The following is a 25779-nucleotide window of genomic DNA, read 5'->3' on the forward strand; positions in this document are numbered from 1 at the left end:
CACTTCTCGATCGTTTCCGGGAAGCCCGCACCCTCCCGCGACGTGCCAATTGCCGCTTATATCTACAGGTCGGCCACGCATGACCTGCCATTCCCGCGCGATCCGACGAACGGTGCGGGCGGATGGGCCGCCGTCGTTCTCGATCGGCGCTGACGTCGACCAAGCGCCGTGCGCGTCTTCGAGGGCGAGTCCGTGCTGTGCCGCCCGGCTCATCGCGCAACTCTCCAGCATGCCCGCTATCGTCTGGCCGGCATGATTGAACGGTTGTGTCGGCATGAACGTCGACTCGTAGACTTTGCCGGCGGCTACTCGCGCGACAGCGTTCGAAATTATCGTGACAACAGGTCACAGGTAATATGTATTCGACGCAAAAGACGATTAGCTTGACCATGTGACGGTTATGTCGTACCCCTTGTCCATGTCGCCCGTCACGAGGCGATTATTGGGGAGGGGGCCGATGGCCTTTGGGGTTCGTTTTCACGCGCCTTGCGCGGGTCTCGCGCCGGCGACGCCGCGTATAGGTCCGTCGGACGCCGCGAGGTGCGCGGACGGCGAGCGGTCGCGGCACCATGGCATCATCGTCGCGCCTGCCGATCTCGAGACGATCGTTCCCGGTTCCGCCATCAGTCCCAGCCAGAACGCCATGGGCCTCGTCGCCGCCAGGCCGGCCCGCAGGCCGGACGCGCCGGCCTCGCTCATCCACGCGCGACGCCGTCAGGCCGAGGCCGGAGGCAATGTGACCGGCCCGCTGTCACCGACGCGGCGAGCGCGGGCGTCCGGACGGATCGCCTCTGCGGGCATCGCGCCCATCGCGAGTTTCTGAAAACAGCAGCAAAGAGGTCAATCCGATGCGCGACGCCATCAAACTTCTTGTTTCCACCTCGGCGTTGATGCCGTTCGTGGCAGTCCCTGCCTTCTGTCAGGCTTCGTCTGCACCGGAGGAGCCAGCGGCCGCGCAGGCGTCCAGCCCGCCGGCCGATGCGCCGACCGCCGATGGCGAGGCGGTTTCGGATATCGTCGTCTTCGCGCAGCGTCGTGCGGCCGGCGAAAGCGCGCAGAAGGTGCCGATCGCGATCACCGCCGTCGATTCCCGCATCCTCAAAAGCACCAACAGCGTCAGCCTGATCGACGTGGGCGCGCTGGCCCCCAACGTGCAGACCAATACGACGGGCACGTTTCCGGGATTCCCGAACTTTTCCGTCCGCGGAATCGGCCTGTCGTCGTCGATCCGCAGCGTCGATCCCGCCGTCAACATCGTTCAGGACGGGATGGTGCTGGCGTATCAGGCAGGAGCCGTGGTCAGCACCTTCGACCTGGAGTCGGTCGAGATCCTGCGCGGCCCGCAGGGCGTGCTGTTCGGCCGCAACGCAACGGGCGGCGCCTTCGTCCTTCGGACACGGCGCCCCGGCCGCCGGCCTGCCGCGCAATTCGACGTCTCCTACGGCAATTTCGACGCGGTCGATTTCAACGCCAGTGTCGAAGGTCCGCTCGGATCGGATAGCGTGCTCGGCAAGATCGCGGTGCTGTTCAGGCGGAACAGCGGCACGGTTCTCAACACCAACCAGGGCCTCTTCGTGCCCGCGCCCGGCAATCCGACCGGAACCGCGCCGAGCCACCGGGTCGGCCGGATCGGCGACGTCCGCGACATCGTCATCAAGCCGACCTTCTATTTCGACATTTCGGGCGGCACGCGACTGACGCTGTTCACGCAGTATCAGGACTTCGACGACGACGGCACCGTACCGCGCAACTTCGCGACGCCGGCGGGTGGCGTCCCGACGCAGTCCGTGACCCAGTTCGGCTACACGCCCACCACCAGCGGCTACACGACCAACATCGGCGATGTGGGCAACGTCCGCATCAGGGGCGGCCATGTCATCGCCGAACTGGAAAACGACATCGGCGCGGGATTGCTGACGACGATCGGCGCCTTCCGGCGTATCCGCTACGACTCGACCACCAACAACGCCGGCACGCCGTTCGACGGATTGCTCCTGCCGAACAATCGCGAGGGCAACACGGAATACAGCCTCGAGAGCCGCTACAACGTCGCGCTCTCCGAGCGGCTCGATCTTACCGCCGGGCTGTTCTATCTCGCCTACGACACCAAGGTGACCGAGCAGCGCCGGACGATCCCGGCCACCAATCCTCCCGGCTTCGCCTATATCCGTGGCGACTTCGATCAACATGTCGCGTCCTATGCGGGGTTCGCGAACGTCGACTGGACGATCGTACCCGGTCTCAAGATCTCCCTCGGGGGCCGCTTCACGTCCGATCACAAGCGGCTGGAATACACGCCGCTGGTTCCGTGCACCGACGCGACCTTTCAGTCGTGCGTCGTGCCCTCGATCGGCGCGACGCCTGCCACCAGCGTCCTGGCGCCCGCGCGCGCCAAGACCCACTGGAACGATTTCGCGCCCCGGGCCGTGGTCACGTGGCAAGCGGCGGAGCGCGTGTTGCTCTATGCCAGCTTCACGCAAGGGTTTCGCAGCGGCAACTATAATCCACGCACGACGGACCGGACCGGCGTCGGCATCGGGCCGGCCAATCCCGAAAGCGTCGACGCCTATGAACTGGGCGTAAAAAGCGACCTGTTCGACCGCCGCGTGCGACTGAACGTGAGCCTGTTCCAGTCGGAGTATCGCGATATCCAGCAGGTCGTGACGGTTCCGGGGGCGGTGATCGTGCAGTCGCTGGTCAATACCGCCAACTCGCGTATCCGCGGCCTCGAGGGGGAGCTGACGATCAAGCCCGTCCGCGCGCTCGAGTTGAATGCGAACGTCGGATACATCGATGCGAAGTACAAGGAATTCACGGTGCCGATCCTGGGCGTCACCGATCCTTCCACCCTGCGCTTCGTCAAGATCCCGAAGTGGACGGGATATGTCGCCGCCACCTACACGCATGCGCTGCGCGGGCCCGGGGCGTCGGCCGCGCTGCGCGTTTCGTACGAGCATCGATCGCGGTACGCGACGGACTTCCTGAACACGCCAGGCCTCGACCAGGCGGGGTTCGGCCTGACCAACGCCGACCTGACCTTCAACCAGCCGGCCTGGTCCGCGTCGGTGTTCGGCCGGAATCTCTTCGACGTCGTCTATGCGGATACCAAGGCGCGCAACTTCGCCTATATCGCCTATGGCGGCGCGCCGCGCACCTATGGCGTGCGCTTCACCTACAAGCTTTAGCGTATGTCAGGTCGCCGGACGTACGAGAGCCTGACTCATCCCGCAATCCACATCGAGGCATTGTGCGGTGATCGCACTCGCCGCCTCGGACACGAGGAAGCAGGCGGCGGCGGCGACCTCGACGGGCTCGACCAGCCGGCCGAGCGGGGTCGCCCTGGCGCGTTCGGCGATCGAGGCGCTCGAGTGGACCTGCCGGATCAGCGGGGTCAGCGTGGTGCCGGGCGCCACCACATTCACGCGGATGCCGAGATGGGCCCATTCGATCGCCATCTGGTGGCTCAGCGAGATCAGCGCCGCCTTGCTGGGTCCGTAGCCGCCACCGCCGGGATAGGCGGTGCGCCCCGCCAGCGAGGCGATGTTGACGATGGCCGCGGCGTCGCTGCGCGCGAGCACGGGCTGCAGCGCCCGGCACAACAGCAGCGCCCCGTCGACGTTGACCGCGAAGTTGCGCCGCCAGTCCGCCTCGGGCGTATCCACGAGCGCGCCGCCGACGACGATGCCGACGGAGTTGACCAGCCAGTCGATGCCGGGACGCCAGTCGCGGATCGACGCCATCGCGGCTGCGATCGACGCTGCCGACGTAACGTCCGCGCACGCGGCCTGCGCGGTGCCGCCGGCCGCCTCGATCGCATGGCGAACCTCTGCGGCGGTCGCGGCGTCGCGATCCAGGACGACGACCGCGCACTCGTGTGCGGCCAGCATCTCCGCGGTCGCGCGACCGATCCCGCTGCCCGCCCCGGCGACGACCGCCGTGCGCCCTGCGAAGGCATTCGTCGCGAAGATCGCCCGTCCGTCCGGTCGCTGCGTCATGATGTTTCCTCCCCCGATCGTCTGGCTTCGAGAAAAGCCATGGACACTGCATTCGTCAAGCATGTCCGTGTACGGACGTTTGAGACGGTGATGGCGGCGAACGCCGTGCGCTCGGCGATGCCTGGCATTCGGAGCAACCGAAATGGATAGCGCAGCGGCTCGGCCGGTATCATCGGCGACGCTCGAAGGCAGGGTGGCGGTGGTCACGGGTGCTGCCGGCGGTATCGGCAGCGCGATCGTGTCGCGCCTGTCCGCAGCCGGCGCCACCGTGGTTGCTACGGATACCGTCACGCCTGCCTGGTCCGAAAGCGACGGCGTCCGGTTCACGCTTCTCGACGTCGCCGACCCGCCTGGCTGGGCGGCACTGGCGCGGCAGCTTGCAGAGCGGCACGGCGGCGCGGATATCCTCGTCAACAACGCCGGCATCCGCGGGGAAGGTGCCGCCCTGACGGATATCGACATCGACGACTGGAACCGCGTGATCGCGATCAACCAGACCGGACCGATGCTCGGCATCCGCGCGCTGCTGCCCGACATGGTACGGCGGGGCCGCGGCTCGATCGTCAACATCTCCTCGATCTTCGGGTCGGTCGCGGTCGATACGATGGCCGCTTATCATACGACGAAGGGGGCGCTTCGGATGTTCAGTCGGAACGCGGCGGTCATGCTCGGAAAGCAGGGCGTACGGGTCAATTGCATCCTGCCGGGACTGATCGACACACCGGCGACGACGATCCACTCCACCGCGGTGCGCGGCGAGCGGATCGCGCGGACGGCGCTCGGCCGGAGCGGGCAGCCGCACGAGATCGCGTCGGTGGTGGCGTTCCTGGCGGGCGACGACGCATCCTACATCACCGGCGCCGAACTGTTCGTCGATGGCGGATACACCGCGCGATGAGCGGCGCCGGCCAGACGATCCCGCAGGACCGGATCGATACCCGCACGGCATGGCTGATGGTGGGGATCCTCTGCGTCGGTCAGATGCTCAACTATTTCGATCGGTCGGTGGTCGGGATCGCGGCTAGCGCCATCATGCGCGACCTTCACCTCTCGCTTGCCGAGTACGGGCTTCTCGCCAGTGCGTTCTTCAGCCTGTACGGCATTTCCGGTGTGATCGTCGGGCTGACGCTGTCGGGCCGGGTGCGTCCGCGGATCCTGCTGGCGGCGATGGTGGCGGTCTGGGCCGTGACGCAGATCCCGATCGTCCTCGCGCCGTCCCTCGGCGTGTTGATGGCGTGCCGCGCGGCTTTGGGCGCGGCGGAGAGTGCCAGTATCTCGACATCCGTGGCGGCGGCGCATGAATGGTTCGCGCCGCATCGCCGCGCGGTGCCGACGGCGCTGGTGATGGTCGGGCCGTTGCTCGGGTCGATCGTCGCGCCGCCCATTCTGGCGGGGGTCATGACCACCTATGGCTGGCGCGCCGGCTTCGTCCTGTGTGCGATCCTGAGCGCGCTGGTCGCGGCGCTGCTGATCCTGGTCGGACGCGACGGTCCGGACGCCGCGGTCGGCCCGGCGCGTCCCGCCGCCGCCGTACCGCGTAAAGCGGGGATCGACTGGCGGCTCCTTCGCGATCCGGTCGTGCTGGCGATCATCACGACCGGCTTGTGCGCCTATTGGATCACCGCGTTCGCCGTCGCCTGGCTGTTCCCGATGATCCAGGTCGGCATCGGGCTCACCGCGGTCGATGCCGCCTGGATCGTTTCGGGGATCTTCGGCCTGAGCGCGGTGACGATGCTGGCCTCGGGATCGCTCAACGGCACTTTGTTGAAGCGCGGCCTTCCGTCGCGCCGCGCCGTGGTGTTCCCGATGGTCGGCGCGCTGGTCGTGGGCAGCGGCTGCATCGCTGCGATGGGGCTGGTCGGTGGCGACGGGATCAGGCTGGGCCTGCTCGCCGTCGCGATCGCGCTGGTGATGTCGGTCAGCGGGGCGGTTCCCCTGCTGGTGAGCGAGATCGCCCCGCTGGAGCAGCGTAATGCGATGCTGGTCGTGATCCTGTCGCTGACGAGCATGGCCGGGTTCGCGGCACCCTATGTTACCGGCTTGCTCGTGCGGTCCGGCGGCGGACTGGGCAGCTATCTTCCCGGACTGTACCTTTGCGCCGGGATCAGCCTGGCGGGGGCGCTGGTGGCATTCGCGATGTTGCATCCTGCCGCAGCCATCGCCCGGCGGAATGCGCGCTTGATCATGCAGGCGGGAGAGACGCAGTGATGTCCGACGATGATCGTGACGTGATCGACCGGTGCGAACGCGCCGCGGTCCTGGCGTCCGTCCATATGGACGCCAACGCTGCGGACGATCTGGTGGCGCTGTTCACCGAGGATCTGGAGTTCGTCCGGCCCTCGACCTATCCGGACGTCGCGATCCGCGGACGCGCGGACCTGCATGCGACGATCGCCGAGCGCGATCCACGGATGGTGAGCCGTCACGTCGCGACCAATGCTGCCGGTCGGCGGATCGCGCAGGACCGGGTCGAGGTGCGATCCTATTTCACGCACTTTCGCGGCTGGCGGGATGTGGGGTCGGACGAGGCGATTCCGATCGTCGATACGCTTCGATCGATGGGCGAATATGTCGATCTGTTCGTGCCCGTGGGCGACGAGTGGCTGATCCGCCGGCGCGTGGCGCGTTTCCTGTTCGGCGGGTTGTGAGCGTGCGGGCTGTCGATCCCGCGACCGCGCCGGACGTGAGCGGCCGTTGCTACATCGTGACGGGTGCGCGCGGCGGCCTGGGCACCGCCATGGTCTCGGGCTTGCTCGCAGCCGGTGCGTCGGTGGTCGCCGGCGACCTGGGTCCGCCCGAGGACGCCGGGACGGTTCCCGGCGAAGCGACCGCGCGGGGCCGGCTCCACCGCTGCGAGCTCGACGTGTGCGACGACGCGCATGCCGATGCCGCGGTCGTGGCCGCTCTCGACCGGTTCGGACGCCTCGACGGCATCGTGAACAACGCCGGTATCGGACAGGATCGGGTCAGCCAGCAGTATCTCGGCACGCCGCCGCCGTTCTGGACGGTGCCGCCGGACCTGTGGCGCCGGATGATGGCGGTCAACGCGACCGGGCCGTTCCTGCTCGCGCGTGCCGCCGCGCCCGTGCTGATCGGGCAGGGATGGGGGCGCATCGTCAATATCACGACCAGTCTGGGCACGATGCTGCGGCGAGGCATGGCGCCCTATGCCGGTTCCAAGGCCGCGACGGAGGCGCATAGCGTCACGATGGCGCAGGACCTCGCGGGCACCGGCGTCACCGTCAACGTGCTGGTGCCCGGCGGACCGGTCGATACGCCGATGGTCCCGTCGTTCGGCCTCGACCGGACGGCGTTGCTGCGATCGGACATCATGGTGGCGCCGCTGTTATGGATGCTCTCCGGCCTGTCCGACGGGGTGACGGGCCGGCGGTTCGTCGCGGCACGGTGGGACGATGCGGTGGGATGGCGCGAGGCCGCCGAACGCGCCGGTGCGCCGGCCGCGTGGCCGTTGCCGGACGACGCGCAGGCCATCCTGCCCGCCGGCACCGATATCGCCCGCTGACGAACCCCTGCGGATGCGGGGGGCCAACCGTCTTGTTGACTGTGGCGTCGTTTTACCGTCATTGTAGGCGGAATAATTGGAGAGGCGACGGACCGTGTCGGTCCGGCGCGTGGACCGATGGTCTACGACCTATTGAAAGGATTCCGACCGGTGTCAGGCAATCACAAGTCCGTCCCCCGCAGCATCCTGGTTTTCGGCCCCGAAAGCCGGACCGCCGCGCCGCTGGTGGCCCATGTGCGGCAGCATGCGCCGTCGGTGCGGCTGCGCCTGTCGACCAGCAATCCTGCCAAGGTCGCACGCCTCCGTGAGAAGTTCCCGGACGCCGAGGTCGTGGTCGCGCGCTTCGACGATCTCGACTCGCTGCGGGCAGCGGCGAAGGACATCGAGGGGGCGTTCATCATGACCCCCGATCCCACCGACGAAGCCGCCGCGATGGGCAACGTCATCACCGCCTTTCAGGAGGCCGGCAGCGCGACGCACATCATCCGGCTGCTGGCGCTGCAACCCGAAGCCAACAATCACCGCCTGCCACCGGGCCTGCGCGACACGTCCTTCATGCCGACCGAGCATCCGATCGCGAAGCGGCTGCTCGACGAGAGCGGGCTGCCGGTCACCTATCTCAACAGCGGCGCGACCTATATGGACAACATCCTGCGCATGGCGCCGGGTCTCCGCGCCGAACGAACCTTGTTCTGGCCGGAGCGGCTGATCCCGTTCGTCGATCCGCGCGACATCGGCGAGGCCGCCGCCCGGCTGCTGCTGTCGGACGACCACCGTCACATCGGGCAGTTCCACACGATGAACAACGGCGTCGATATCCTGCGTTTCAGCGAGGTCGCGCGCATGATGAGCGAGGTCTGGGGCGAACCGATCAAGCACGACAGCAGCAAGGAAAGCTTCTTCAAATGGTACGCCGAGCGCGGGCAGCGATATCTCGATCTGCTCTGGGAGTTCTTCCTGTACGAGGAGGACAACAACGTCGTGTGGGCGCGCAACGACTTCCTCGCCCGGACGCTCGGGCGTGATCCGATGACCGTCCGGCGATGGCTGGTCGAGCACAAGGACGCCGTCCTGGGAACCGGAACGCCGCGATGATCGCGGCGTCGACTGCGGTGTCGGGGACGGTCGAGCGGACGTCGTTCGTGCCTCGCCCTTGGCCGGGGCATCGCGCGTGAGGGCCAGTCCGGCCGCGACGATCGTTCCACTGGCGATTCCGCCGATCCAGTCGCGGACCGCGTCGGCTGCGATGGCGGTCGCCGCCCTGCGACGGCGGTAGGGTATAGCCGTCCATCGCCTTCCGGGTGGAGCGACGGAGCATCGGCGCAGAGATGTTACGCGCGCGGTGCCTCCGCACGTCCGGCGCCCTCGGGCTGCCGATCGCGATAGGCTTCCAGGGCGGCGCGATGCGCCGGCGGGATCGGCACGCCGACATAGGCCGCGCGGTCGACCATGATCGGCGACACCGTCCCGCGGAAATGGGGTTCGCCGGCGGGCGATGCGCCCTCGACCCTGATGGTGAAGCTGCGCGATCCGATCCGATCGACGAATACCGTCATGTGGAACAGATCGTCGGGCTTGAGCGGGCGCAGGAACTCCAGCGTCAGGCCCTTTGCGGGGGCCAGCAATCCGAGATCGGCGAGCGAGGGAGACGGGCCTTGCAGGACCTCGCGTCCGAACCACGCATAGGCCGCCGCCAGATACTCGGCGAAGCGCGGGGTGTAGACGATCTGCGCGGGATCGCATTCGCCCCAGCGCACGCGACGCTCGACGACGACCGGCGCGCGCGAGATCAGGCGTTCGACGCTGTCGAGTGTCGGGAAGCCGGTCATGCTTCGGTCCGCTGGCGTTCGTTCCCGAGGATCGCCACGATGCGCTCTTTCAGCAGCGGCTTGGAGGGCTTGCCCGACATCGTCATCGGAAATTCGGCGACGACCTCGACCCGTTCGGGATATTTGAACTTCGCCAGGCCGACCGCGTCGAGATGCACGCCGATCGATGCGACGGTGGGGGCGGGGTGCCCACCCTCGACGATCACGAACGCGCACAGGCGTTCGCCATAGACCGGATCGGGCATCCCGACGCAGGCGACGTTGGCGACGGCGGGCAGGCGATCGATCGCCTGCTCGACTTCGCTGCAGTTGATCTTCTCGCCGCCGCGATCGACGACGTCCTTCAGCCGCCCCTCGAACTTGAGGTAGCGCCGGCCCTCGATCACCTGCCAGCTCATCAGGTCGCCGCTGCGATAATAGCCGTCGGGCGTGAAGGCTTCAGCGTTGCGCTCGGGTGCGTCGAAATAGCCGCGAGTCGTGCACGGACCGCGCACGATGAGCTCGCCTATCCCCCCCGGCGCCACGTCGAGGGTCGTGCCCGGCGTGACGATCCGCACCTCGTCATAGGGCGAGGTCGGGCGCCCGACGGTGATCTCGCGTGCCAGCGGGGGATCCTCGACGCGGCAGTGGGTCAGAAGGCCTTCGGTCATGCCGTAGAGGTGGAGCGCCGGGGCGTTCACCCGCTCGCTCAGCGCAGCGGCGCCGTTGGCGGTGGCCAGGCCATAGATGTCGGCGAAGTCGTCCTGCTTGACCATCCCCTCGTCGAGCATCATCCGCAGATACACGGGGGCGATGATCGCCCAGGTCGGCTTGCGATCGAGGACGAGGCGCGCGATCGACGCGGCATCGGGCCGCTCGGCGATGGCTATCTCGCCACCGGCAACCAGCGCGGGCAGCCAGAAGCACAAGGTCGGCGCGTTGTGCATCATCGGATTGCCGGTGAAGGTCACCAGCGTCTCGTCGAAGCCGAAATACGCCAGGATCGAACGCGCCGAATAGAGATATTCGTTGCCGAAGCGCGGGATCACCTTGGGCACGCCGGTGGTGCCGCCCGACAATTGATAGACCACGACCTGGAACGGATCGAGATGGACCTCGGACAGGACGGTGCGTGCGTGGGCGATGTCGGTCCGGGCGATCAGCGCGTCCAGCCGGTGCATGTCGTCCGGGACGGTCGCGTCGTCGTCCGCGACGATCGTGTAGGCCAGGTCGGGCAGGGCCTCGCGCATCGTCGCGGCGAAGGGGACCAGGTCGAAGCTGCCGGCGCGTGCGCTGACGATGTGCGCACGGGCGCGCACCTGCCCGCCGATCTGGACGATTTCGGACGCGCGGTGGGCGGCAAGCGTGCAGACCGGGATCAGCCCGGCCTTCAGGCATGCGAGAAAGCTGACGACCAGTTCCTGCGAATTTATCAGCTGGAAGATCACCGGGTCCAGCGGTCGCAGCCCCAGGTCGAGGAGCCCGGCCGCAGCGCGATCGGTCAGCTCGTCGAGGTCCCGAAACGTCAGCAACCGCGCGCCCTGCGACAGCGCGATCCGATCGGGAAAACGCCGTGCCGCGGCGCGGAAGGCGTCGGCCACCCCTTCGTTCCCCAGCACGCCCTCACCGACGTAGAAGTCGAGCAGGTCGGAGGGCATGTAGACGACGCCGGGAATACGGGTCTGCGGGCCCGTCGCGCCGGGTCCGGCTGCGGCGGGCGACGCCACGGCGTCAGGCCCGGGCATCGACGATACGCAGCGTGTCGCGGCCATGCTCGACCACGTCGCCCTCGAACCCGCCGCACAGCGCGGCGTACCAGATCGCCGGGAAGAACCCCACCGTGCGCCGGTCGAAGACGAGCTCGCCCGCGCGCTCGATCCTGAGGTATCCGACGCTGGTGTCGATCACCGAATGGTCGGGCCGGGTTCGCGCATAGTCCACCAGCCCGGCGAACTCTGGCACGTCCAGCACATAGATCCTGGCCATGTCAGTTCCTCCCTGCGAGTTCGGCGATGCGCGCGCCCTTGGCCTGCCACAATTCGTCGATCGTCTCGATCCGGCCGCCGCGCTCGGCCTCCAGCGCGATGGCGACGTCCAGCGTCAGGGCGGCGTCGGCGGCGTCGCGATCGTCCATCGGCCGCATCTGCCAGGTGATTTCCACCATATAGCCGTTGGGATCGGTGACGTAGATCGACTCGATCACCTCATGCCTGACCTGCATGACCTCCAGCCCCTGCGCCTCGAACCGCGCCTTCCAGTCGAGCAGTTCGGCCATGCTGCCGACGCGCCACGCGGTATGCACCGACCGGTAGAGCCAGTGGTCGAAGGCCAGCGCGTCGGGCGGACGATCGGTCTTCAGATAATAGAAGAAGGCGATCGTGCTGTCCTGCCCGGAATCGAAGAACAGGTGGATGAAATCGGGATGGTCGCCCGGCCCCCAGCCGCGCGCGCTGATCGCGTGGACGAGCGTCAGGCCCATGACGTCGCGATAGAAACGGACCGTCTCGCCCAGTTTCCAGGTCGGGCGTGCGGTGTGATGCACGCCGCCGAGCGAGGGAGTGGGCAGCGCGACGGGCTGGTCCGCGCGGGTGGTGGGTGCAGGTTCCAGAGACATCAGTTTGCTCCTGTTGGAGTGTCGCGCAGCCAGGCGGCGATGACGGCGCCGACCTGGGGGCGGGGGTCCGCGTCGCCGGGTCGAACCGGGCGGCCGTGATGATCCCCCAGAAACCGTGCGCGGGTCTTGGCGGAGGTGCCGATCCCGTCGAACAGCGTGTCGTTGTCGCTGGGAAAGGTGGACTGGTCGCCGCCATATTCGATCATCAGCGTAGGCTGCTCGATCGCCGGCGCACAGGCCTCCATCGACGCGTTGGAGGACAGGCCGGACCACGTCGAAAGCCAGCTTTCGGGCGTGCAGACCCGGCCGAAGGCGATGCTGCCATAGTTGGAGACGAACGGGTCGGCGCCCCAGAGCGACCCCAGCCGTCGCTCCGACGGGTCGAGTGCCAGATCCCAGCAGCGCAGGTCGGCGTCGGTGCGCCATATCGGGAAGATCTTCGTATAGGCCGCGCCCGCCCGGTCGCGCGGATCGCCGCCGTCCTTGGCGCGACGGCGGGCAGCCTGCTTCTGGGCGATCGCGTCGCGGGCGATGGCGTCGATCCGTGCGACGCGGTCGCGCTGCGCGGCGCGGTAGCGGGTGACGAATTCGGGGGCGTAGCTCGCGCCGTCGTCGGTGAAGCCATTGGCCGCCATGAAGGGATCGAGCGCGGGATCGACCGAGAAGGCATCGCCCTCGTCGGTGACCGACGGATCGATCCCGGACATCAGCAGGCGACCCTGGCCGAGATGCGCCGACACGAAGATGATGGCATCGGGCGCGATCAGCTCGGCGGTATCGAGTTTGGTCGGGCGCCCCCCGGGGGTGCGCGCGATCCGCCGCCCGGGCGCCAGCAGCGCCTGCTGGTTGTACAGCGCCCACAGCGGCCCGCCACCCGAATTGCCGAGCGCGATCCGGCGCGTATAGCCGCGTTCGCGCAGGAACGACATCGCCGCGGCCAGATCGTGCACCGCGATCTCGTGTTCCAGGCGGATGTCGTTGCCGATCAGCCGCGGCGCGACCGAAAAGAACGCGGTGCCCTCGCGCAGCAATTCGGCGGCGAGATAATGCGGCACCATATACTCGCGCGGATGCATGAAGATCGCGACGCTGGTCTCGTCGCCCCGCGCCAGCAGATAGCCCGTCACGATCTGTCCGTCGGGGGTCCGCAGCGGGTGGACGGTCAGTTGGGTGCCCTCGGGCACGCGCGACGGATCCCAATAGGCGCCACGCAGGCCCGCGGTGGCGGTTTGCCGGAGCGCGGTCATGCTCAGGCGACCTGCGCCTGCGGCGCGCCGTAGCGACCCGACAGCAGTGCGCCCGCATCCGCCGCGACCGGCTCGACGCCCAAAGTGCGCAGCATGCTGTACGCGGTGCAGACCGCCGCCGACACCACCGGCACCCCGGCCTGCGCCTCGACCGCGGGAATGGCGGCGAGCGACGGCATCTGCACGCAGGCCGACACGACCAGTGCATCGACGTTGTTGAGGGTCAGCCGGCTGGCGATATCGATCAGCGCCAGCGGATCGCGGCGACCGACCGCCAGATTGTCCTCGATCTCCAGCGCGATACGGTCCTGAACCTCGAACCCCTCGGCCTCGACGTAATCGACGACCAGCTGGGTCAGCGGCTTCATGTACGGCGTGATGACGGCGACCTTGCGCGCGCCGATCGTGTGCAGCCCGTCGATCAGTGCGCCGGCGCTCGTGACGACCGGCGCCGCGCCGCCGTTCTCGACCGTCCGCTCGTGCAGCCGCTTCTGCGACACGCGGTGATAGCCATGGCCCATGCTCATGATCGCGACGAGGCAGGCATAGCCGATCACGTCCATGCGGCCATCGGACAATTCGATCGCGCAGCGATCGGAGTCGCCGTCCATCGCGGCGAGCTCCTCGCGGGTCACCTTCTTCATCCGCATCCGGCTGGAATGGAAGGTGTAGCCCTGGCCGGTCAGTGCGCCGTTGCTGCGCAGGATCGCGGGGATCTCGGTTTCCATGGTCGTGTTCGAACTCGGCACGATTTGCCCGATCCGATAGCTGCCGCGTTCCATGACCCCTCCACCGACTTATTAGTCTATAAACCGACTAATACGTCGTTTAGTGGGATGTTTCAATAGGTGGTTTTGGACGTGGAGGTCGAGGTTTCGGTCGATCTTTGATGCGAAGCGACGAATTATCGACGTCCGAGTGTCATTATCGTGTCGTAAGGAGCCGGGATGGCTCGCACGCTCGTCGTGCGTGCCGGCGCGACAGAAGCGCGGAAGCGCCGGCAGACGGACGCGCGACTTCGCGTCACCCGACGGCTCCGGGTTGACCGATCGCCGACGGTCGTCGATCTGGGATCCGTGGCGAAGTCGGACATATCGGAGCGATGATGGAACCTCGAACAAAAGCTGGAGGCGATGCGGCTGCCGGCGGGCCGGATGCTTCGCGGGATGCTTCGGCCGTCGATACCGTTTCAGTCGCGGACGGCCGTACGGTGCGGCAGCGCAAGCCGCTGATCCGGCGCGCGGTGCTCGATACCGCGGCATCGCTGTTTGCCGAACGCGGCTTCGCGGGCACCAATCTCAAGGACATCGCCGACGCGCTGGGGATGAGCCGGCCAGGCCTCTACTATCATTTTCCGAGCAAGGAGAAGCTGCTCGAGGCGATCATCGAGGAAGTGACGGTCTCGGGCGTCCGCCAGTTCAATGAAATGGCCGATCTCGAAACCGTCGATCCTGAAGAGGCGCTGCGGCTCGGCGTGTTGCGCACCACGGAATGGGTGCTCGACCAGCACACGCTGTTCCGGGTGCTCGACCGGTCCGAGGCGGAGATGACCGACGAGCTTCGCAGCGTCAGCGATGCCTCGAAGAAGGCGATGCTCGACCATTTCACGCAGATCATCGAACACGGCATCGCGGTCGGCAAGTTTCGTCCGGTCGATCCGCATGTCGCCGCGCTGACCATCTTTGGGATGCGCAACTGGACCGCGTGGTGGTTCAAGCCGGGCGGCCGGCTGTCGCCGAAAGAGATCGCCGAAACGATCGCCGACATGGCGGTTCGCTCGCTCCTGCGGCCCGATGCCCACCGTTCGCGCAGCGATCGCGTTGGCGATGTCCTGCGCATCCTTCAGGAAGACGTTGCGCATCTTTCCCATCTTTTGAAGGACTGAAGGAGGCGGGCGGGTGCCGGGATTCCTCGGCGCGCCCGTCCTGCCATATCCCTCGCTCGTTTTTCAGATCATTCGGGAGACGATCCGCTCGGCGAGCATCATCGTCGGGAACGCCGTGGCGACCGACGGGACGTCGGGCCAGATCGACGCATCGATAACGCGCAGCCCGTCGATGCCGCGGACCCGGCCTTCGGTATCGACGACCGCGGTCGCATCGCGCGGGCCACCCATCGGGACCGTGGACGTCGGATGCTGATAGCTGGTCAGGCCTGCGTTCAGTGCGGCGTCGATCGCGGCACGGTCTGCCGCCGCCGGTCCGGGCACCAGCTCGCCGCCGATCATGTCGGCGAACGGCGCGTGGCGTGCGATGTCGCGGATCATCTCGACGCCGTCGATCAGGCGTTCGCGGTCGCCGGCGTCGGTCAGGAATCCGAGGTCGATCACCGGAGCCGCCATGGGATCGCGGCTGGCGATCGTCAGCGATCCGACCGACTGCGGCCGCACCAGCGCGGCGAACAGCAGGAACATCGCGCCGTCCGGCGAATCGCTGCTATCGGGCAGTGTCGCGGTGCTGATGTTCAGATCGGCCTCGTCGGTGGCGGCATGCGCGGAGCGGCCCCACAGCATCGCGCCGATCGGAGGATAGGGCAGGCCGACCGCCTCCCTGCGGATCGACCAGACGGTCGGGAACAGCGGGTGATCCTGCAGCCGGCGACCGACAGGCAGGTCGGCGACAAGCGGAATTTCCAGCCCGAGCAGCGTGTCCGCCGGTCCGATACCCGATCGCATCAGGATCGCCGGGCTGGCATAGGTGCCGCCGGACAGCACGACCTCGCCGGCCGTGATTTCCTCGCCATTCGCCAGGCGCACGCCGGTGGCCCGGCGACCCTCGACCAGCACCCGATCGACCAGCGTCCTGTCCCGGATCGTCAGGTTCGGCCGCGCGCGGACCGCATCGTCGAGCAACGTCATCCCGGTGTTCAGCCGCACGCCCATCCGCGTATTCATGACATAGGGACCGACGCCCAGCGGATCGCCCGACGTGAAGCCGGCGGTGCGCGGATGGCCGGCGGCCAGCGCGGAGGCGAAGAAGGCGCGATGCTGGTCGGACACTTCCTCGTCGCCCAGCTGGTGGATCGGGAACGGCCCGTCCGTCCCGTCGCCGTCACGGCCCGAGGTGCGCTCCAGCGAATGATAATGGGACTGCGCCGTCTGCCAGTCGAACGCGGCAAGATCGTGGTCGCGCGCCCAGCGGGCGTGGTCGAACTTCGGCGCGCGCATCGTGACCGCGCCGTTGACCGCCGACGAGCCGCCCAGGACCTTGCCGCGGGTCAGCGCGATGCTTCGGCCGAGGACGCCCGGCTGGCTGGCGAAGCCCCAGTCATGCTCGGGATCGCCGCCGACCAGATCCTGACGCCGGACGACGTCGGGATAGCCGCCCGGCGCATAGGCCGTGCCCGCCTCGATCAGCAGCACGCGCCGCATCGGGTCCGCGCTCAGCCGGTTGGCGACGACCGCGCCCGCCGAACCGCCGCCCACGACGATGACGTCGTATCCGGGCTCGCGTGCGGGAAGAGTAGGCTTCGTAATGGAATCCGGCATGATGTCCGTCCTTTCGTCGCGGTCAGGGCAGCGACGGTCTGCGCGGCCTGACTCTCCTGTGTCGCAGCACCGGTGCTGCATCGACGGCCAGTCTGCGCCGCACGTCCATTCGATCAAATACACCTTCGATCGATCGCATCGTTCGATGAAATCGGCATCGTCGCAATCGACCCGCTGCGCGGATCCTTGCAAAAAGACGCTTGGCGATTCGAAAAGTATGTCGTAGTGGCGATGACACACAGTCGGAATGAAGCCATGCCAACCAGCAGCCGTTTTGTCGTCGCCGTCCACGTCCTGACCGCGCTTGCCGTGAACGACGACAAACCGCTCCGGTCGGAAGATCTCGCTTATTCCGCCAACACCGGGGCGGTGGTGATCCGCAGCCTGCTGTCGCGGCTGGGGGCGGCGGGGCTGACCACGTCGCAGATGGGGGTCGGCGGCGGGGCGCTGCTGGCGACGCCGGCGGCGCGGATCCGTCTGGTCGACGTCTACCGGGCGGTCGAGGATACCGAGCTGTTCTCGGTCCATCGGACGCCGCCCTGTGCGAACTGCGCCGTCGGGGGCAATATCCTGGAGGCGCTGGGCCCGATCCTCGACCGGGCCAGGCAGGCCATGGAAGACGAGCTCGCCCGCGTCACCATCGACGATGTGGCGCGGGATGTCGCGCGCGTCGGCAAGTTCACGATACCGCTCAATGTCTAGGGCGGGTGGCGTTTTCAGCGGCTGAAAGTGTCGTCACGACGACGACACACCAGCAGTTGTTCGTAATCGGTCACCGTTGCCGGGGCATCGACGACCATCTTCCCATCCCCGCTCATCACGCAAGGAGTATGCATCATGACTATCGGTATCATCGGTTCGGGCGCGCTCGGTTCGAACGTCGCACGGGCGCTGGCGCAGAAGGGCCAGTCCGCGATCATCGCCAACAAGCGCGGCCCGGAGTCGCTCGGCGATCTGGTCGCCGACCTGGGCAGCACGATCACGGCCGGCACCGTCGCCGAGGCCGCTGCCGCCGACATCGTCGTGCTGGCGATGCCGTGGGTCGCGCTGGAAGAGGTGTTGTCGGGCCTGCCGGCGTGGAACGGTCGCATCGTGATCGACGGCACCAACCCCGTGCTGTTCCTCGATCCCAACTCTCCCGACGCCAAGGACCCGACGAACCCGCTGGCCGCCTATGGCATCAAGGCCGTCGATATCGGCGACCGCCATTCCAGCGCGATCGTCGCCGACCTCGTCCCCGGTGCGCGTGTCGTGAAGGCGTTCAACCACCTCGACGTCAACGTCCTGCCGCATCCCGAAGCCGCTGGTGGCCAGCGCGTGCTGTTCTATTCGGGGGACGATGCCGACGCGAAGGCGCAGGTCCGCGCTGTGCTCGAGACCACCGGTTTCCTCCCCGTCGATCTCGGCCCGCTCGACATCGGCGGTCCGCTGGCCTCGCTGCCGTTCGGCCCGCTAGCCACCCACAACTTCGTGCGTATCTGATCGCGCGTCCTCTGCTTCGAAGGAATGTCATCATGACCACGACCCCGACCGCCGCCGAACTGGTGCGCAAAAGCCTCGACACCTTCCTGGCCAAGGACATGAAGGCCTGGACCGACCTGTGCGCCGACGACGTCGTCGCCGAGTTCCCTTTCGCTCCCGAAGGGTCGCCGGCGCGGATCGAGGGCAAGGCCGCGCTGTACGAGTATCTCCGCGGCTATCCCGACGCGATCGATGTGAAGTCGCTGCCGACCCTCAAGGTCTATTCGACCGATGACCCGGCGGTCGCGATCGCGGAATGGAGCGCATCGGGCACCGTCCTGTCGAACGGCAACCCGTACGAGATGCGGTACGCGACGTTCGTGACGGTCCGCGACGGGCTGATCGCGACCTATCGCGAATACTGGAACCCGCAGGCATTCATGACCGCGATGAGCGGCGCGCGCTTCGACGGCTGACCGGACGGTGGCTGCACCCGGCTCCATGAAGCCGGGTGCAGCGGCCGGCGGATCCGCCTCAGGCCCTTGTATTCCGGCCGGGGTAGAGGCACCCGACACGGATGCACACCGACGCGGATGTGGAGACGATGTTGCTGGGCCCGGTCCTGGCCGATCGTGCTTGCGGCGACTGCACGGTGTGCTGCACCATGCTGACGGTCGATGCGCCCGACTTCAGAAAGCCTGCGGGCACGCCGTGCGCCAATCTCTTCTCGGGGGGGTGCCGCATTCATGCCGTGCGTCCGGGCATCTGCCGGACGTGGTTCTGCGGATGGCGACGGATCGCGGCCATGCCGAATGCGGCCCGGCCCGATCGATCCGGCCTTCTGGTGTCGCTCAATTTCGTCCGCGCGCCGCAGAACTGCTTCGAAGGCGTCTCGATCAACGTTCGCGTGTTTGCCGGCGGCGAAGCGATCGACGAGGGCATGACTGCTGCAATCCTCGACAGCGTGTGCGACCGCCTGGTTCCGGTGTGGTTCAGCGATGGATCGCGGAAAATGCTGTTGCATCCCGAAGACGACGTGGCCCGCTTGGTCCTATCGGGAGAGCCCGCACCCGCGCACCTGCAGGACGAGGTGGACGCATGGCGTGGGCTCTATGACGTGTTCCTCTCGAAGACTTAAGGCCCTCCGGCACGATTGTGTCGCGCGCCGATCGGTTTCGCGGCAAGGCTGCCCGGTCACGGGTTCGCGGCAGCAGGCGACCTAATGGCCTCTCGGCCGTTGTACGGATCAGAGGAGAGCCTGCCGATGTCCCGTCCCAGTCCTGTCACCGGTGCAATCGTCGGGCGCGGTGGGATCGTGGCGCCCGAACACCGCGATGATGCTCGCGGGACGGATCCGGCGCGACGATCGGATCAAGGGCGATGAGCCGCGTCACCGTCTGGCACGACGGCAGCTGCCCGCTCTGCCAGCGGGAGATCGCGATGATGCGGCGGCTGGATCGGCGCGGCCGGATCGATTTCGTCGATGCGACCGGCCCGGCGGTGTGTCCGGCCGAACGGGCCGAACTCCTGGCACGATTTCACGCGATGGAGGACGGGCGCATGCTGTCCGGCGCTGCGGCGTTTGCCGCGATGTGGCGCGCGATTCCGCTGCTGCGACCGATCGGGCTGCTCGCGCGGCATCCTACGGTCCTCGCCATGCTCGACAAAGCGTATCTGCGCTTCCTCATGATCCGTCCCCGTCTGCAACGGTGGCTCGCTGCGCGCGGGATGCGGCCATGAGGCCGCGGCCCGATACGCCCGCCCCGGGACAGGAGAGCGTCTGGGACTATCCGCGTCCCGCGATCGCCGAGCCGAGCCGTCGGCACGTCCGGATCGTCCATGCGGGCGTCGTCGTCGCCGATACCGATGCGGCGGTGCGCACGCTCGAGACCAGCCATCCGCCGAGCTGGTACATCCCGCCGGATGCGATCGTCCCCGGTCTGCTGCGTCCGTCGACACGCCGCTCGTTCTGCGAATGGAAGGGCGAGGCGCGCTACTGGCATGTGGACATCGGCGGACGGATCCTCCGCGACGTCGGATGGAGCTATCCCGACCCCACGCCGGCGTTCGCGATCCTGCGCGATCACGTCGCCTTCTATGCCGGGCCGTTCGATGCGTGCGCGATCGATGGCGAGCGCGTGCGGCCGCAGCCGGGCGGCTTCTACGGTGGCTGGATCACGGCCGATCTCGCCGGGCCGTTCAAGGGCATACCGGGCAGCATGGGGTGGTGACCGCGCCCGGGCCGCCGACCGGCGCTAGCCCCCGGGGCGTCCGCGCGATGAGCGACCGGTTGACATTCGCGGGCTGCCCTAAGCCCTGTGCCAGCTCCAGCGGGCCTTGCGCGCGGGCGACAATCCGGTGATCGGCTTCGCGATCCGGCTGCATCGCTTGCGTCCGGGTTACAGTCGTGACCTCGGTTCGCGATGACAGGCGACCGCATGCCTTTCATCGTACCGGAAGCAAGGAATGCCGAGTGAAGCAGATACCGTCCCGACTGCGCCGGCTGGACGACGCGCTGGCCGACCTGCCGCTCGACGAGCCGATGCTCCTGACCGAGCTGGACGGCTTCCTTCACGGCGTTCTTCTCTGCCCCGATCCGATCATGCCGGAGGAGTGGCTCCGGAACGTCTGGGGATCCGACGAGGGTGGCCTTCCCCCATTCGACGATCCGGCGGATGTTCGATGGTTCGCCGATGCGGTGATGGCACGGTACGCCGAGATCGTCCGCGACCTGGCGCGCGGCAAGCCGCGGCCGATCTTCGACGTCGACGAGCGTAACGGCGACGTGCTTTGGGAGCCGTGGATCGATGGCTTCGCCGAAGCGACGGACCTTCGCCCGGAGAGCTGGGACCTGCTGGCCGGCGCCGAGGACGGGGCGGCCGCCGCCGCCTGGTCGGGACTGGCGACGCTGATCGCCGTGGCTCGCGACGAGAGCGACCTCGACAGCGTGCAGATCAACGCGCTCGAGGATCGGGCACCCTCCGACATCGTCGACCACGTTCTGCGCCTGCATGACGCGCGCCTGCGCGACCGCCCGCCCGCCACGTCCGACAGCGTGCGGACACCCAAGATCGGCAGGAACGAACCGTGTCGATGCGGATCCGGCAAGAAGTCCAAGCGCTGTTGCGGATGATGCCGACCGAGATTGTACAAGCCGCCCGCACAGGGCATGAACGCAGTCGTATTCATCGGGAACCATAACGATATGAACCGCTTGCTTGCTGCCTTCGGCGGCCTCGCCATACTCGCGGCCTCGGGGGGCGTCGCGCAGTCCGTCGCACCGTCCAAGGACATCGATGCCGCTGTCGCTGCGCCGATGCGGACCCCTGCGAGCCGGTCGCGCGATCGCTATCGCCACCCCGCGGAGACACTGGCGTTCTTCGGCGTGAAGCCGGCGCAGACCGTCGTCGAGTTCCTGCCTGCCGGACGCTGGTATGCCGACATCCTGGCACCGCTGGTGCGGGGCCACGGGCACTATGTCGCGTTGGTCCCGACGACGCAGGCCGAACGCACGCGCACGGGATTTGCCGAGCAGGCCGCGGCCTATGGCCAGACGCAGGTCGCGACGATCGATTTCAGGACGGGGACATCGTCGATACCCGCCGGTAGCGCCGACATCGTGTTGACGTTCCGCAACGTCCACAACCTGCTGATGCAGGACGACCCCGCGGTGGCCGGGCGTGTGTTCAAGGCGTTCCATGCAGCGCTCAAGCCGGGCGGAATCCTGGGCGTGGTCGATCATCGCCTGCCCGAGGAGATGGACACCGCGCGCGAACGGACGAGCGGGTACATCAAGCGATCGACCGTGATCCGGCTGGCGCGGGATGCGGGCTTCAAGCTGGCCGGGGAGTCCGCGATCAATGCCAACCCCAAGGATACCCACGATCATCCGGAAGGCGTCTGGACGCTGCCGCCCACATATCGCCTGAAGGACGTCGACCGGTCGACCTACAGTGCCATCGGCGAGAGCGACCGGTTCACCCTGAAATTCGTGAAGGCGCGCTGATCGACGTGTGCCGGCTGACGCGGCGGCCAGGGCGCGGGTCGTGTTCGGCCGAAATCGCCTTTGGCGCGTTGGTATGGTTCGCAGGAGAGTGACATGACCGACGAACGCGACAGGATCGATCAGATCGAGGGCTTTGGCGACCTTCCGATCCAGCCGACGGGCTCCGGCGTGAAGGATCTCGAGATCGCCTATGAGCAGATGATGCTGGCCGAAGCGGAGAGTGGCGACGCCGACGTCGCGCCGGGTGCCGGGATCGGGAACGATGGCGAGGCCGACACTGCGATCGTTCCCACGGAAGACAGCGAGGATGCCGCCGACAGCGCCGCCCATCCAAGCTGACGCGTCGGCTGGACGTCGCCGGGAACGACCGGTCGCCGTTTCGTCGGGTTGCCGACGGGCGATAGTCTTTCACGCGTCAGCGTGCGCGGTCGGTAGCCGCTGGAGCCGATCAGCATGGCTTTGCCGTGCCGAAAACCGCCAGCCGGGAAGGCAGGCGCGCGACACTCCGGTCTTGACCCGCGTCACGCAGTCCGTTCACAGGGCCACGTTGCGGCACGGAAGACCTTGATCCGGCCGGAAAAAGGGGTCTGTCCATGCGTCGCTTCGTTGGTTGTGTTTCCGCGTCTCTCCTTGCCCTGACCGCCGCCGAAGCGGTCGCGCAGGTGGCCCCGGCCGGTGCGGCCTCGCCCGCGGCCGATGCGGTTGCCGACGCGGACATCACCGTGACCGGAACGCGGATCCGTACGCCCGGCACCACCGCGGTCAGCCCCGTGGCGTCGGTTGATGCGGAGGCGATCGCGCTCGACCGGGCACTCAACATCGAAGCGGTGCTCAACCGGCTGCCGCAGTTCAGCGGCAGCTTCGGCGCGGTGTCCAACGGATCCGATGCGCGTGGCGCGGCGACCGCGGACCTGCGCGGGCTGGGGCAGAACCGCACGCTGGTGCTGATCGACGGCACGCGCGGCGCGCCGTTCGGCTTTCGCAATTCGGTCGATCTCAATTCGATTCCCGCTCCGCTGATCCAGCGCGTCGACGTGCTGACCGGCGGCGCGGCGGCGGTCTATGGCTCGGATGCCGTCGCGGGCGTCGTCAACTTCATCACCAAGAAGGACTTCGTCGGGGTCGAGGCCAGCGCAGTGTCGAACGTCAGCGAGCGTGGCGATGCGGCGAACCGCGGCGCGAACCTGACGCTGGGCACGAACCTGGGCGGGCGCGGCAACCTGGCGGCCTATATCGGCTGGTCGGAGCGCGATCCGCTGTTCAAGTCGGCGCGTGCCTTCGCCGCACCCGAACGCGGCGACACCGCAGTGAACACCGCGCGCCCGCTCGGCGGGTTCTTCCGCCGATCCGATTCGGCGAACGTCTTCAACCTGTCGGGCATCGGCGGCGCGGCGGCGGGCGGCACGTTCGGATACAACGACGACAATTCGCTCTCGCCGATCGCGACGTCGAGCGTGCTGAGCCAGCGCGAGACGCTCATCATCGCGCAGCAGCGCTTCAATGCGAGCGCGTTCCTGACCTATGACCTGAGCGACCGCATCGAGGTGTATGGCCGCGGAATGTATTCGCGCACCAAGTCGCGCGACGCGCTCCAGCCCGCCAACGTCGCGACCAACGTCCTGATCCGCCGCGACAACCCGTATCTGACGCCGCAGCTGCGCACGATCCTGGGCAACAGCTTCAACCGCACCAGCGCGGGCGTGCTGGGCGGGACCGACGCGGTCCTGCTGACCGTCACCCGGTCGCTCGGCGAGTTCGGCAATCGCGTGACGGAGACGACGCGCGAGACCGGGCAGGGCCAACTGGGGCTGCGCGGCGACGCGCTGGGGCTGAAGTGGGATGCCTATGCGCAATACGGCATCAGCGACGAATCGAGCCCGATCTATGGCGAGGGCGTCCTGTCGCGGTTCCAGCAGGCCGCGAACGCGACGACGGTGGGCGGCGCCGCGGTGTGCGCGGATACCGCGAACGGCTGCGCGCCCGCCAACATCTTCGGCAACGGTTCGATCTCGAGCGGCGCGGTGTCGTTCATCGACGAGGTCGTGGCGCAGGGGCGGCGGCGCGAGCAGTTCGTCGGCGGCCTGACGCTGTCGGGCGACACCGGCCGCTTCCTGACGCTGCCCGGGGGGCCGGTCGCGTTCGTCGTCGGCGGCGAGTATCGCGACGAGCGCGGGCGCAACACCTACGGCGACGTCGCGCGGCTGGGGCAGACGTTCAACCAGGGCACGCGCGTCGATTTCAGCGGCGGCTACGACGTGAAGGACGTGTTCGGCGAGATCCGCGTCCCGCTGCTCAAGGACCGGCCGTTCTTCCATGCCCTCAACCTGGAGGGCGCATACCGCTATTCGGACTATTCGACGAGCGGCGGCGTGGATGCGTGGAAGATCGGCGGCGACTGGGCGCCGTCGCGCGACCTGCGCGTGCGCGGCAGCTACCAGCGCGTGGTGCGCGCGCCCAATATCGGCGAGTTGTTCGGCGCGACGTCCAGCATCAGCCTGGTCGGCCGCGCGGTCGATCCATGCGCGAACCCGACCCTGTCGGGCGCGTCCGTCGCCACGTGCACCGCCAGCGGCGCGCCGACCGGCGGCTACACGCAGGACCTGTCGGCGGCGCTCTTCATCTTCGGTGGCCGCGCGACGATCCAGCCCGAGACGGGCAAGACCTGGACCGCGGGCGCGGTGCTGACGCCCACGGTCCTGCCGGGCTTCACGCTGTCCGCCGACTATTACGACATCAAGATCGACAATGCGGTGGGCGCGGTGCTGCCGCAGGCCACGCTCGACACCTGTTTCGTCGTGGCGCGCGACATCAACAACGTCTTCTGCCAGCAGGTGAAGCGGCAGACGAACGGCCAGCTCGCCTCGGTCGATTCGTCCGACATCAACGTGGCGCGGCTGACGTCGCGGGGCATCGACATTGTCGGCGACTATGCGGTGGATGTCGGGGCGGCGAAGCTGGGGCTGAGCTATGCGGGGACGATCCTGCTCAGCCAGAAGCAGCAGAACGGCACCACCGCCCCGATCGTCGAATGCGCGGGCAAGTTCGGCGCGACCTGCGGGCTGGAGGTGCGGCGCGCGCTGCCGCGCTATCGCCAGCGGGTCGACGCCAGCCTGGGACTGGACGGCGTGTCGCTGCGCGGGACGTGGCGCGTCGAGGGGGCGGTGCGCGACGACGCGGCGGTGGTCTATGCGGTCGAGCGCATCGCGCCGCAGCATTATTTCGACCTTGCCCTGTCGATCGATGCGACCGACCGGATGCGGTTCATCGTCGGCGTCGACAACCTGTTCGATCGCCAGCCGCCGCTGGCGTTCACCAACGGCGCGGACGCGAACACCTTCCCGCAATCCTACGACGTGCTCGGCCGCCGCTTCGGCGCCTCGGTGACGATCCGCCGCTGACCGCTGCGGACGATCCGGCACCGGCGTATCGGGCGGGGCACGATGCGGCGGGCCCCGTGATCGTCCGCACCTCCTGCTCGCAGGGCATCGTCCGCCGGCCATCGATCGCTGCGAACGGGCAGGCTTTCGCGTGAGCCCAGGTCAGGGCCGGAGCAGCGGCGCCCGTGTCATGTGCTCAGAACGGGGCGGGTGTCCGCGGGCAGTCGTCATGAACGCCGCGGCCCCCCGACCAAAGGACGA

The 25779-nt window shown here is 67.9% G+C and carries 26 protein-coding genes; 17 read left to right on the top strand and 9 right to left on the bottom strand.

Features of this window, described 5'->3' with window-relative positions; genetic code table 11:
• Positions 1-477 precede the first annotated feature (477 nt).
• Positions 478-699 (bottom strand): hypothetical protein, encoded by a 222-nt coding sequence (locus ACV7NO_RS04435; protein ID WP_463404810.1) that lies wholly within the window; start codon positions 697-699, stop codon positions 478-480.
• 149 nt (positions 700-848) lie between these two features.
• Here ACV7NO_RS04435 and ACV7NO_RS04440 point away from each other — a divergent pair, with 149 nt between their 5' ends.
• Positions 849-3185: a TonB-dependent receptor gene (locus ACV7NO_RS04440; protein ID WP_463404811.1), complete on the top strand. Its 2337-nt coding sequence runs from the start codon at positions 849-851 to the stop codon at positions 3183-3185.
• Between the two features lie 6 nt (positions 3186-3191).
• Here the strand turns inward: ACV7NO_RS04440 and ACV7NO_RS04445 are convergent, their stop codons facing one another.
• A complete protein-coding gene (locus tag ACV7NO_RS04445) occupies positions 3192-3995 on the bottom strand; it encodes an SDR family NAD(P)-dependent oxidoreductase (RefSeq protein WP_463404812.1) in 804 nt (267 codons plus the stop codon).
• Positions 3996-4137: 142 nt separating this feature from the next.
• Between ACV7NO_RS04445 and ACV7NO_RS04450 the strand changes: the two genes are divergently transcribed.
• The 5 genes from ACV7NO_RS04450 (at position 4138) to ACV7NO_RS04470 (ending at position 8613) form a co-directional block, all read left to right on the top strand.
• A complete protein-coding gene (locus tag ACV7NO_RS04450; protein ID WP_463404813.1) occupies positions 4138-4893 on the top strand; it encodes an SDR family NAD(P)-dependent oxidoreductase in 756 nt (251 codons plus the stop codon).
• A complete protein-coding gene (locus tag ACV7NO_RS04455) occupies positions 4890-6203 on the top strand; it encodes an MFS transporter (protein WP_463404814.1) in 1314 nt (437 codons plus the stop codon). The genes ACV7NO_RS04450 and ACV7NO_RS04455 overlap by 4 nt, the downstream gene beginning before the upstream one ends.
• Positions 6203-6643, top strand: coding sequence for a nuclear transport factor 2 family protein (locus ACV7NO_RS04460; protein WP_463404815.1), 441 nt, complete (start codon positions 6203-6205; stop codon positions 6641-6643). The genes ACV7NO_RS04455 and ACV7NO_RS04460 overlap by 1 nt, the downstream gene beginning before the upstream one ends.
• A 2-nt stretch (positions 6644-6645) precedes the next feature.
• Positions 6646-7518: an SDR family NAD(P)-dependent oxidoreductase gene (locus ACV7NO_RS04465; RefSeq protein ID WP_463404816.1), complete on the top strand. Its 873-nt coding sequence runs from the start codon at positions 6646-6648 to the stop codon at positions 7516-7518.
• Between the two features lie 150 nt (positions 7519-7668).
• Positions 7669-8613 carry an NmrA family NAD(P)-binding protein gene (locus tag ACV7NO_RS04470; RefSeq protein WP_463404817.1) on the top strand — a complete coding sequence of 315 codons (945 nt, stop codon included), beginning with the start codon at positions 7669-7671 and terminating at the stop codon, positions 8611-8613.
• Positions 8614-8849: 236 nt separating this feature from the next.
• On the opposite strand, the gene ACV7NO_RS04475 is transcribed toward ACV7NO_RS04470, so the two are convergent.
• From ACV7NO_RS04475 to ACV7NO_RS04500, 6 genes are read right to left on the bottom strand one after another with little or no spacing between them, the layout of a single operon-like run.
• On the bottom strand, positions 8850-9347 hold the full coding sequence (locus ACV7NO_RS04475; protein WP_463404818.1) for an acyl-CoA thioesterase: 498 nt from the start codon (positions 9345-9347) through the stop codon (positions 8850-8852).
• Positions 9344-11071 (bottom strand): AMP-binding protein, encoded by a 1728-nt coding sequence (locus ACV7NO_RS04480; protein ID WP_463404819.1) that lies wholly within the window; start codon positions 11069-11071, stop codon positions 9344-9346. Before ACV7NO_RS04480 ends, ACV7NO_RS04475 begins: the two co-directional genes overlap by 4 nt.
• Entirely contained in the window at positions 11058-11312 is a 255-nt protein-coding gene (locus tag ACV7NO_RS04485; protein ID WP_463404820.1) for a hypothetical protein, read from the bottom strand. The genes ACV7NO_RS04480 and ACV7NO_RS04485 overlap by 14 nt, the downstream gene beginning before the upstream one ends.
• Position 11313: 1 nt before the next feature.
• On the bottom strand, positions 11314-11940 hold the full coding sequence (locus tag ACV7NO_RS04490) for a VOC family protein (RefSeq protein WP_463404821.1): 627 nt from the start codon (positions 11938-11940) through the stop codon (positions 11314-11316).
• A complete protein-coding gene (locus tag ACV7NO_RS04495; RefSeq protein ID WP_463404822.1) occupies positions 11940-13187 on the bottom strand; it encodes a hypothetical protein in 1248 nt (415 codons plus the stop codon). The genes ACV7NO_RS04490 and ACV7NO_RS04495 overlap by 1 nt, the downstream gene beginning before the upstream one ends.
• A gap of 2 nt (positions 13188-13189) precedes the next feature.
• The gene (locus tag ACV7NO_RS04500) at positions 13190-13969 is read right to left on the bottom strand and encodes a maleate cis-trans isomerase family protein (protein WP_463404823.1); all 780 of its coding nucleotides are present in this window, start codon (positions 13967-13969) and stop codon (positions 13190-13192) included.
• Between the two features lie 320 nt (positions 13970-14289).
• On the opposite strand from ACV7NO_RS04500, the gene ACV7NO_RS04505 reads away from it, so the two are divergent.
• A complete protein-coding gene (locus tag ACV7NO_RS04505) occupies positions 14290-15072 on the top strand; it encodes a TetR/AcrR family transcriptional regulator (protein WP_463404824.1) in 783 nt (260 codons plus the stop codon).
• A gap of 63 nt (positions 15073-15135) precedes the next feature.
• On the opposite strand, the gene ACV7NO_RS04510 is transcribed toward ACV7NO_RS04505, so the two are convergent.
• Positions 15136-16674: a GMC family oxidoreductase gene (locus tag ACV7NO_RS04510; RefSeq protein ID WP_463404825.1), complete on the bottom strand. Its 1539-nt coding sequence runs from the start codon at positions 16672-16674 to the stop codon at positions 15136-15138.
• A gap of 255 nt (positions 16675-16929) precedes the next feature.
• Between ACV7NO_RS04510 and ACV7NO_RS04515 the strand changes: the two genes are divergently transcribed.
• The 10 genes from ACV7NO_RS04515 (at position 16930) to ACV7NO_RS04560 (ending at position 25539) form a co-directional block, all read left to right on the top strand.
• The gene (locus ACV7NO_RS04515; RefSeq protein ID WP_463404826.1) at positions 16930-17376 is read left to right on the top strand and encodes an Rrf2 family transcriptional regulator; all 447 of its coding nucleotides are present in this window, start codon (positions 16930-16932) and stop codon (positions 17374-17376) included.
• A gap of 135 nt (positions 17377-17511) precedes the next feature.
• Positions 17512-18156 carry an NADPH-dependent F420 reductase gene (locus ACV7NO_RS04520; RefSeq protein WP_463404827.1) on the top strand — a complete coding sequence of 215 codons (645 nt, stop codon included), beginning with the start codon at positions 17512-17514 and terminating at the stop codon, positions 18154-18156.
• Between the two features lie 32 nt (positions 18157-18188).
• Positions 18189-18611: a nuclear transport factor 2 family protein gene (locus tag ACV7NO_RS04525; RefSeq protein WP_463404828.1), complete on the top strand. Its 423-nt coding sequence runs from the start codon at positions 18189-18191 to the stop codon at positions 18609-18611.
• 101 nt (positions 18612-18712) lie between these two features.
• Entirely contained in the window at positions 18713-19273 is a 561-nt protein-coding gene (locus tag ACV7NO_RS04530) for a YkgJ family cysteine cluster protein (protein ID WP_463404829.1), read from the top strand.
• Between the two features lie 242 nt (positions 19274-19515).
• Positions 19516-19875, top strand: a complete 360-nt coding sequence (locus tag ACV7NO_RS04535; RefSeq protein WP_463404830.1) for a thiol-disulfide oxidoreductase DCC family protein — start codon at positions 19516-19518, stop codon at positions 19873-19875.
• Complete coding sequence (locus tag ACV7NO_RS04540; protein ID WP_463404831.1) at positions 19872-20366, top strand: DUF427 domain-containing protein; 495 nt, start codon at positions 19872-19874, stop codon at positions 20364-20366. Before ACV7NO_RS04535 ends, ACV7NO_RS04540 begins: the two co-directional genes overlap by 4 nt.
• Before the next feature lie 242 nt (positions 20367-20608).
• On the top strand, positions 20609-21268 hold the full coding sequence (locus ACV7NO_RS04545) for a UPF0149 family protein (protein WP_463404832.1): 660 nt from the start codon (positions 20609-20611) through the stop codon (positions 21266-21268).
• Positions 21269-21340: 72 nt separating this feature from the next.
• Positions 21341-22141, top strand: a complete 801-nt coding sequence (locus ACV7NO_RS04550; protein ID WP_463404833.1) for a class I SAM-dependent methyltransferase — start codon at positions 21341-21343, stop codon at positions 22139-22141.
• A 93-nt stretch (positions 22142-22234) separates the two neighbouring features.
• Positions 22235-22480, top strand: coding sequence for a hypothetical protein (locus ACV7NO_RS04555; protein ID WP_463404834.1), 246 nt, complete (start codon positions 22235-22237; stop codon positions 22478-22480).
• Positions 22481-22734: 254 nt separating this feature from the next.
• Positions 22735-25539, top strand: a complete 2805-nt coding sequence (locus ACV7NO_RS04560; RefSeq protein WP_463404835.1) for a TonB-dependent receptor domain-containing protein — start codon at positions 22735-22737, stop codon at positions 25537-25539.
• Positions 25540-25779: the final 240 nt, after the last annotated feature.

The sequence above is a fragment of the Sphingomonas sp. Ell38C01 genome (assembly GCF_055231975.1).

Coding starts and splice junctions, on each gene's coding strand:
- ACV7NO_RS04555 (WP_463404834.1), top strand. CDS start 22,235: ATGACCGACGAACGCGACAGGATCGATCAGATCGAGGGCTTTGGCGAC.
- ACV7NO_RS04490 (WP_463404821.1), bottom strand. CDS start 11,940: ATGTCTCTGGAACCTGCACCCACCACCCGCGCGGACCAGCCCGTCGCG.
- ACV7NO_RS04450 (WP_463404813.1), top strand. CDS start 4,138: ATGGATAGCGCAGCGGCTCGGCCGGTATCATCGGCGACGCTCGAAGGC.
- ACV7NO_RS04505 (WP_463404824.1), top strand. CDS start 14,290: ATGATGGAACCTCGAACAAAAGCTGGAGGCGATGCGGCTGCCGGCGGG.
- ACV7NO_RS04455 (WP_463404814.1), top strand. CDS start 4,890: ATGAGCGGCGCCGGCCAGACGATCCCGCAGGACCGGATCGATACCCGC.
- ACV7NO_RS04530 (WP_463404829.1), top strand. CDS start 18,713: ATGCACACCGACGCGGATGTGGAGACGATGTTGCTGGGCCCGGTCCTG.
- ACV7NO_RS04460 (WP_463404815.1), top strand. CDS start 6,203: ATGTCCGACGATGATCGTGACGTGATCGACCGGTGCGAACGCGCCGCG.
- ACV7NO_RS04535 (WP_463404830.1), top strand. CDS start 19,516: ATGAGCCGCGTCACCGTCTGGCACGACGGCAGCTGCCCGCTCTGCCAG.
- ACV7NO_RS04510 (WP_463404825.1), bottom strand. CDS start 16,674: ATGCCGGATTCCATTACGAAGCCTACTCTTCCCGCACGCGAGCCCGGA.
- ACV7NO_RS04560 (WP_463404835.1), top strand. CDS start 22,735: ATGCGTCGCTTCGTTGGTTGTGTTTCCGCGTCTCTCCTTGCCCTGACC.
- ACV7NO_RS04480 (WP_463404819.1), bottom strand. CDS start 11,071: ATGCCCGGGCCTGACGCCGTGGCGTCGCCCGCCGCAGCCGGACCCGGC.
- ACV7NO_RS04550 (WP_463404833.1), top strand. CDS start 21,341: ATGAACCGCTTGCTTGCTGCCTTCGGCGGCCTCGCCATACTCGCGGCC.
- ACV7NO_RS04525 (WP_463404828.1), top strand. CDS start 18,189: ATGACCACGACCCCGACCGCCGCCGAACTGGTGCGCAAAAGCCTCGAC.
- ACV7NO_RS04520 (WP_463404827.1), top strand. CDS start 17,512: ATGACTATCGGTATCATCGGTTCGGGCGCGCTCGGTTCGAACGTCGCA.
- ACV7NO_RS04445 (WP_463404812.1), bottom strand. CDS start 3,995: ATGACGCAGCGACCGGACGGACGGGCGATCTTCGCGACGAATGCCTTC.
- ACV7NO_RS04475 (WP_463404818.1), bottom strand. CDS start 9,347: ATGACCGGCTTCCCGACACTCGACAGCGTCGAACGCCTGATCTCGCGC.
- ACV7NO_RS04440 (WP_463404811.1), top strand. CDS start 849: ATGCGCGACGCCATCAAACTTCTTGTTTCCACCTCGGCGTTGATGCCG.
- ACV7NO_RS04515 (WP_463404826.1), top strand. CDS start 16,930: ATGCCAACCAGCAGCCGTTTTGTCGTCGCCGTCCACGTCCTGACCGCG.
- ACV7NO_RS04435 (WP_463404810.1), bottom strand. CDS start 699: ATGAGCGAGGCCGGCGCGTCCGGCCTGCGGGCCGGCCTGGCGGCGACG.
- ACV7NO_RS04500 (WP_463404823.1), bottom strand. CDS start 13,969: ATGGAACGCGGCAGCTATCGGATCGGGCAAATCGTGCCGAGTTCGAAC.
- ACV7NO_RS04540 (WP_463404831.1), top strand. CDS start 19,872: ATGAGGCCGCGGCCCGATACGCCCGCCCCGGGACAGGAGAGCGTCTGG.
- ACV7NO_RS04485 (WP_463404820.1), bottom strand. CDS start 11,312: ATGGCCAGGATCTATGTGCTGGACGTGCCAGAGTTCGCCGGGCTGGTG.
- ACV7NO_RS04495 (WP_463404822.1), bottom strand. CDS start 13,187: ATGACCGCGCTCCGGCAAACCGCCACCGCGGGCCTGCGTGGCGCCTAT.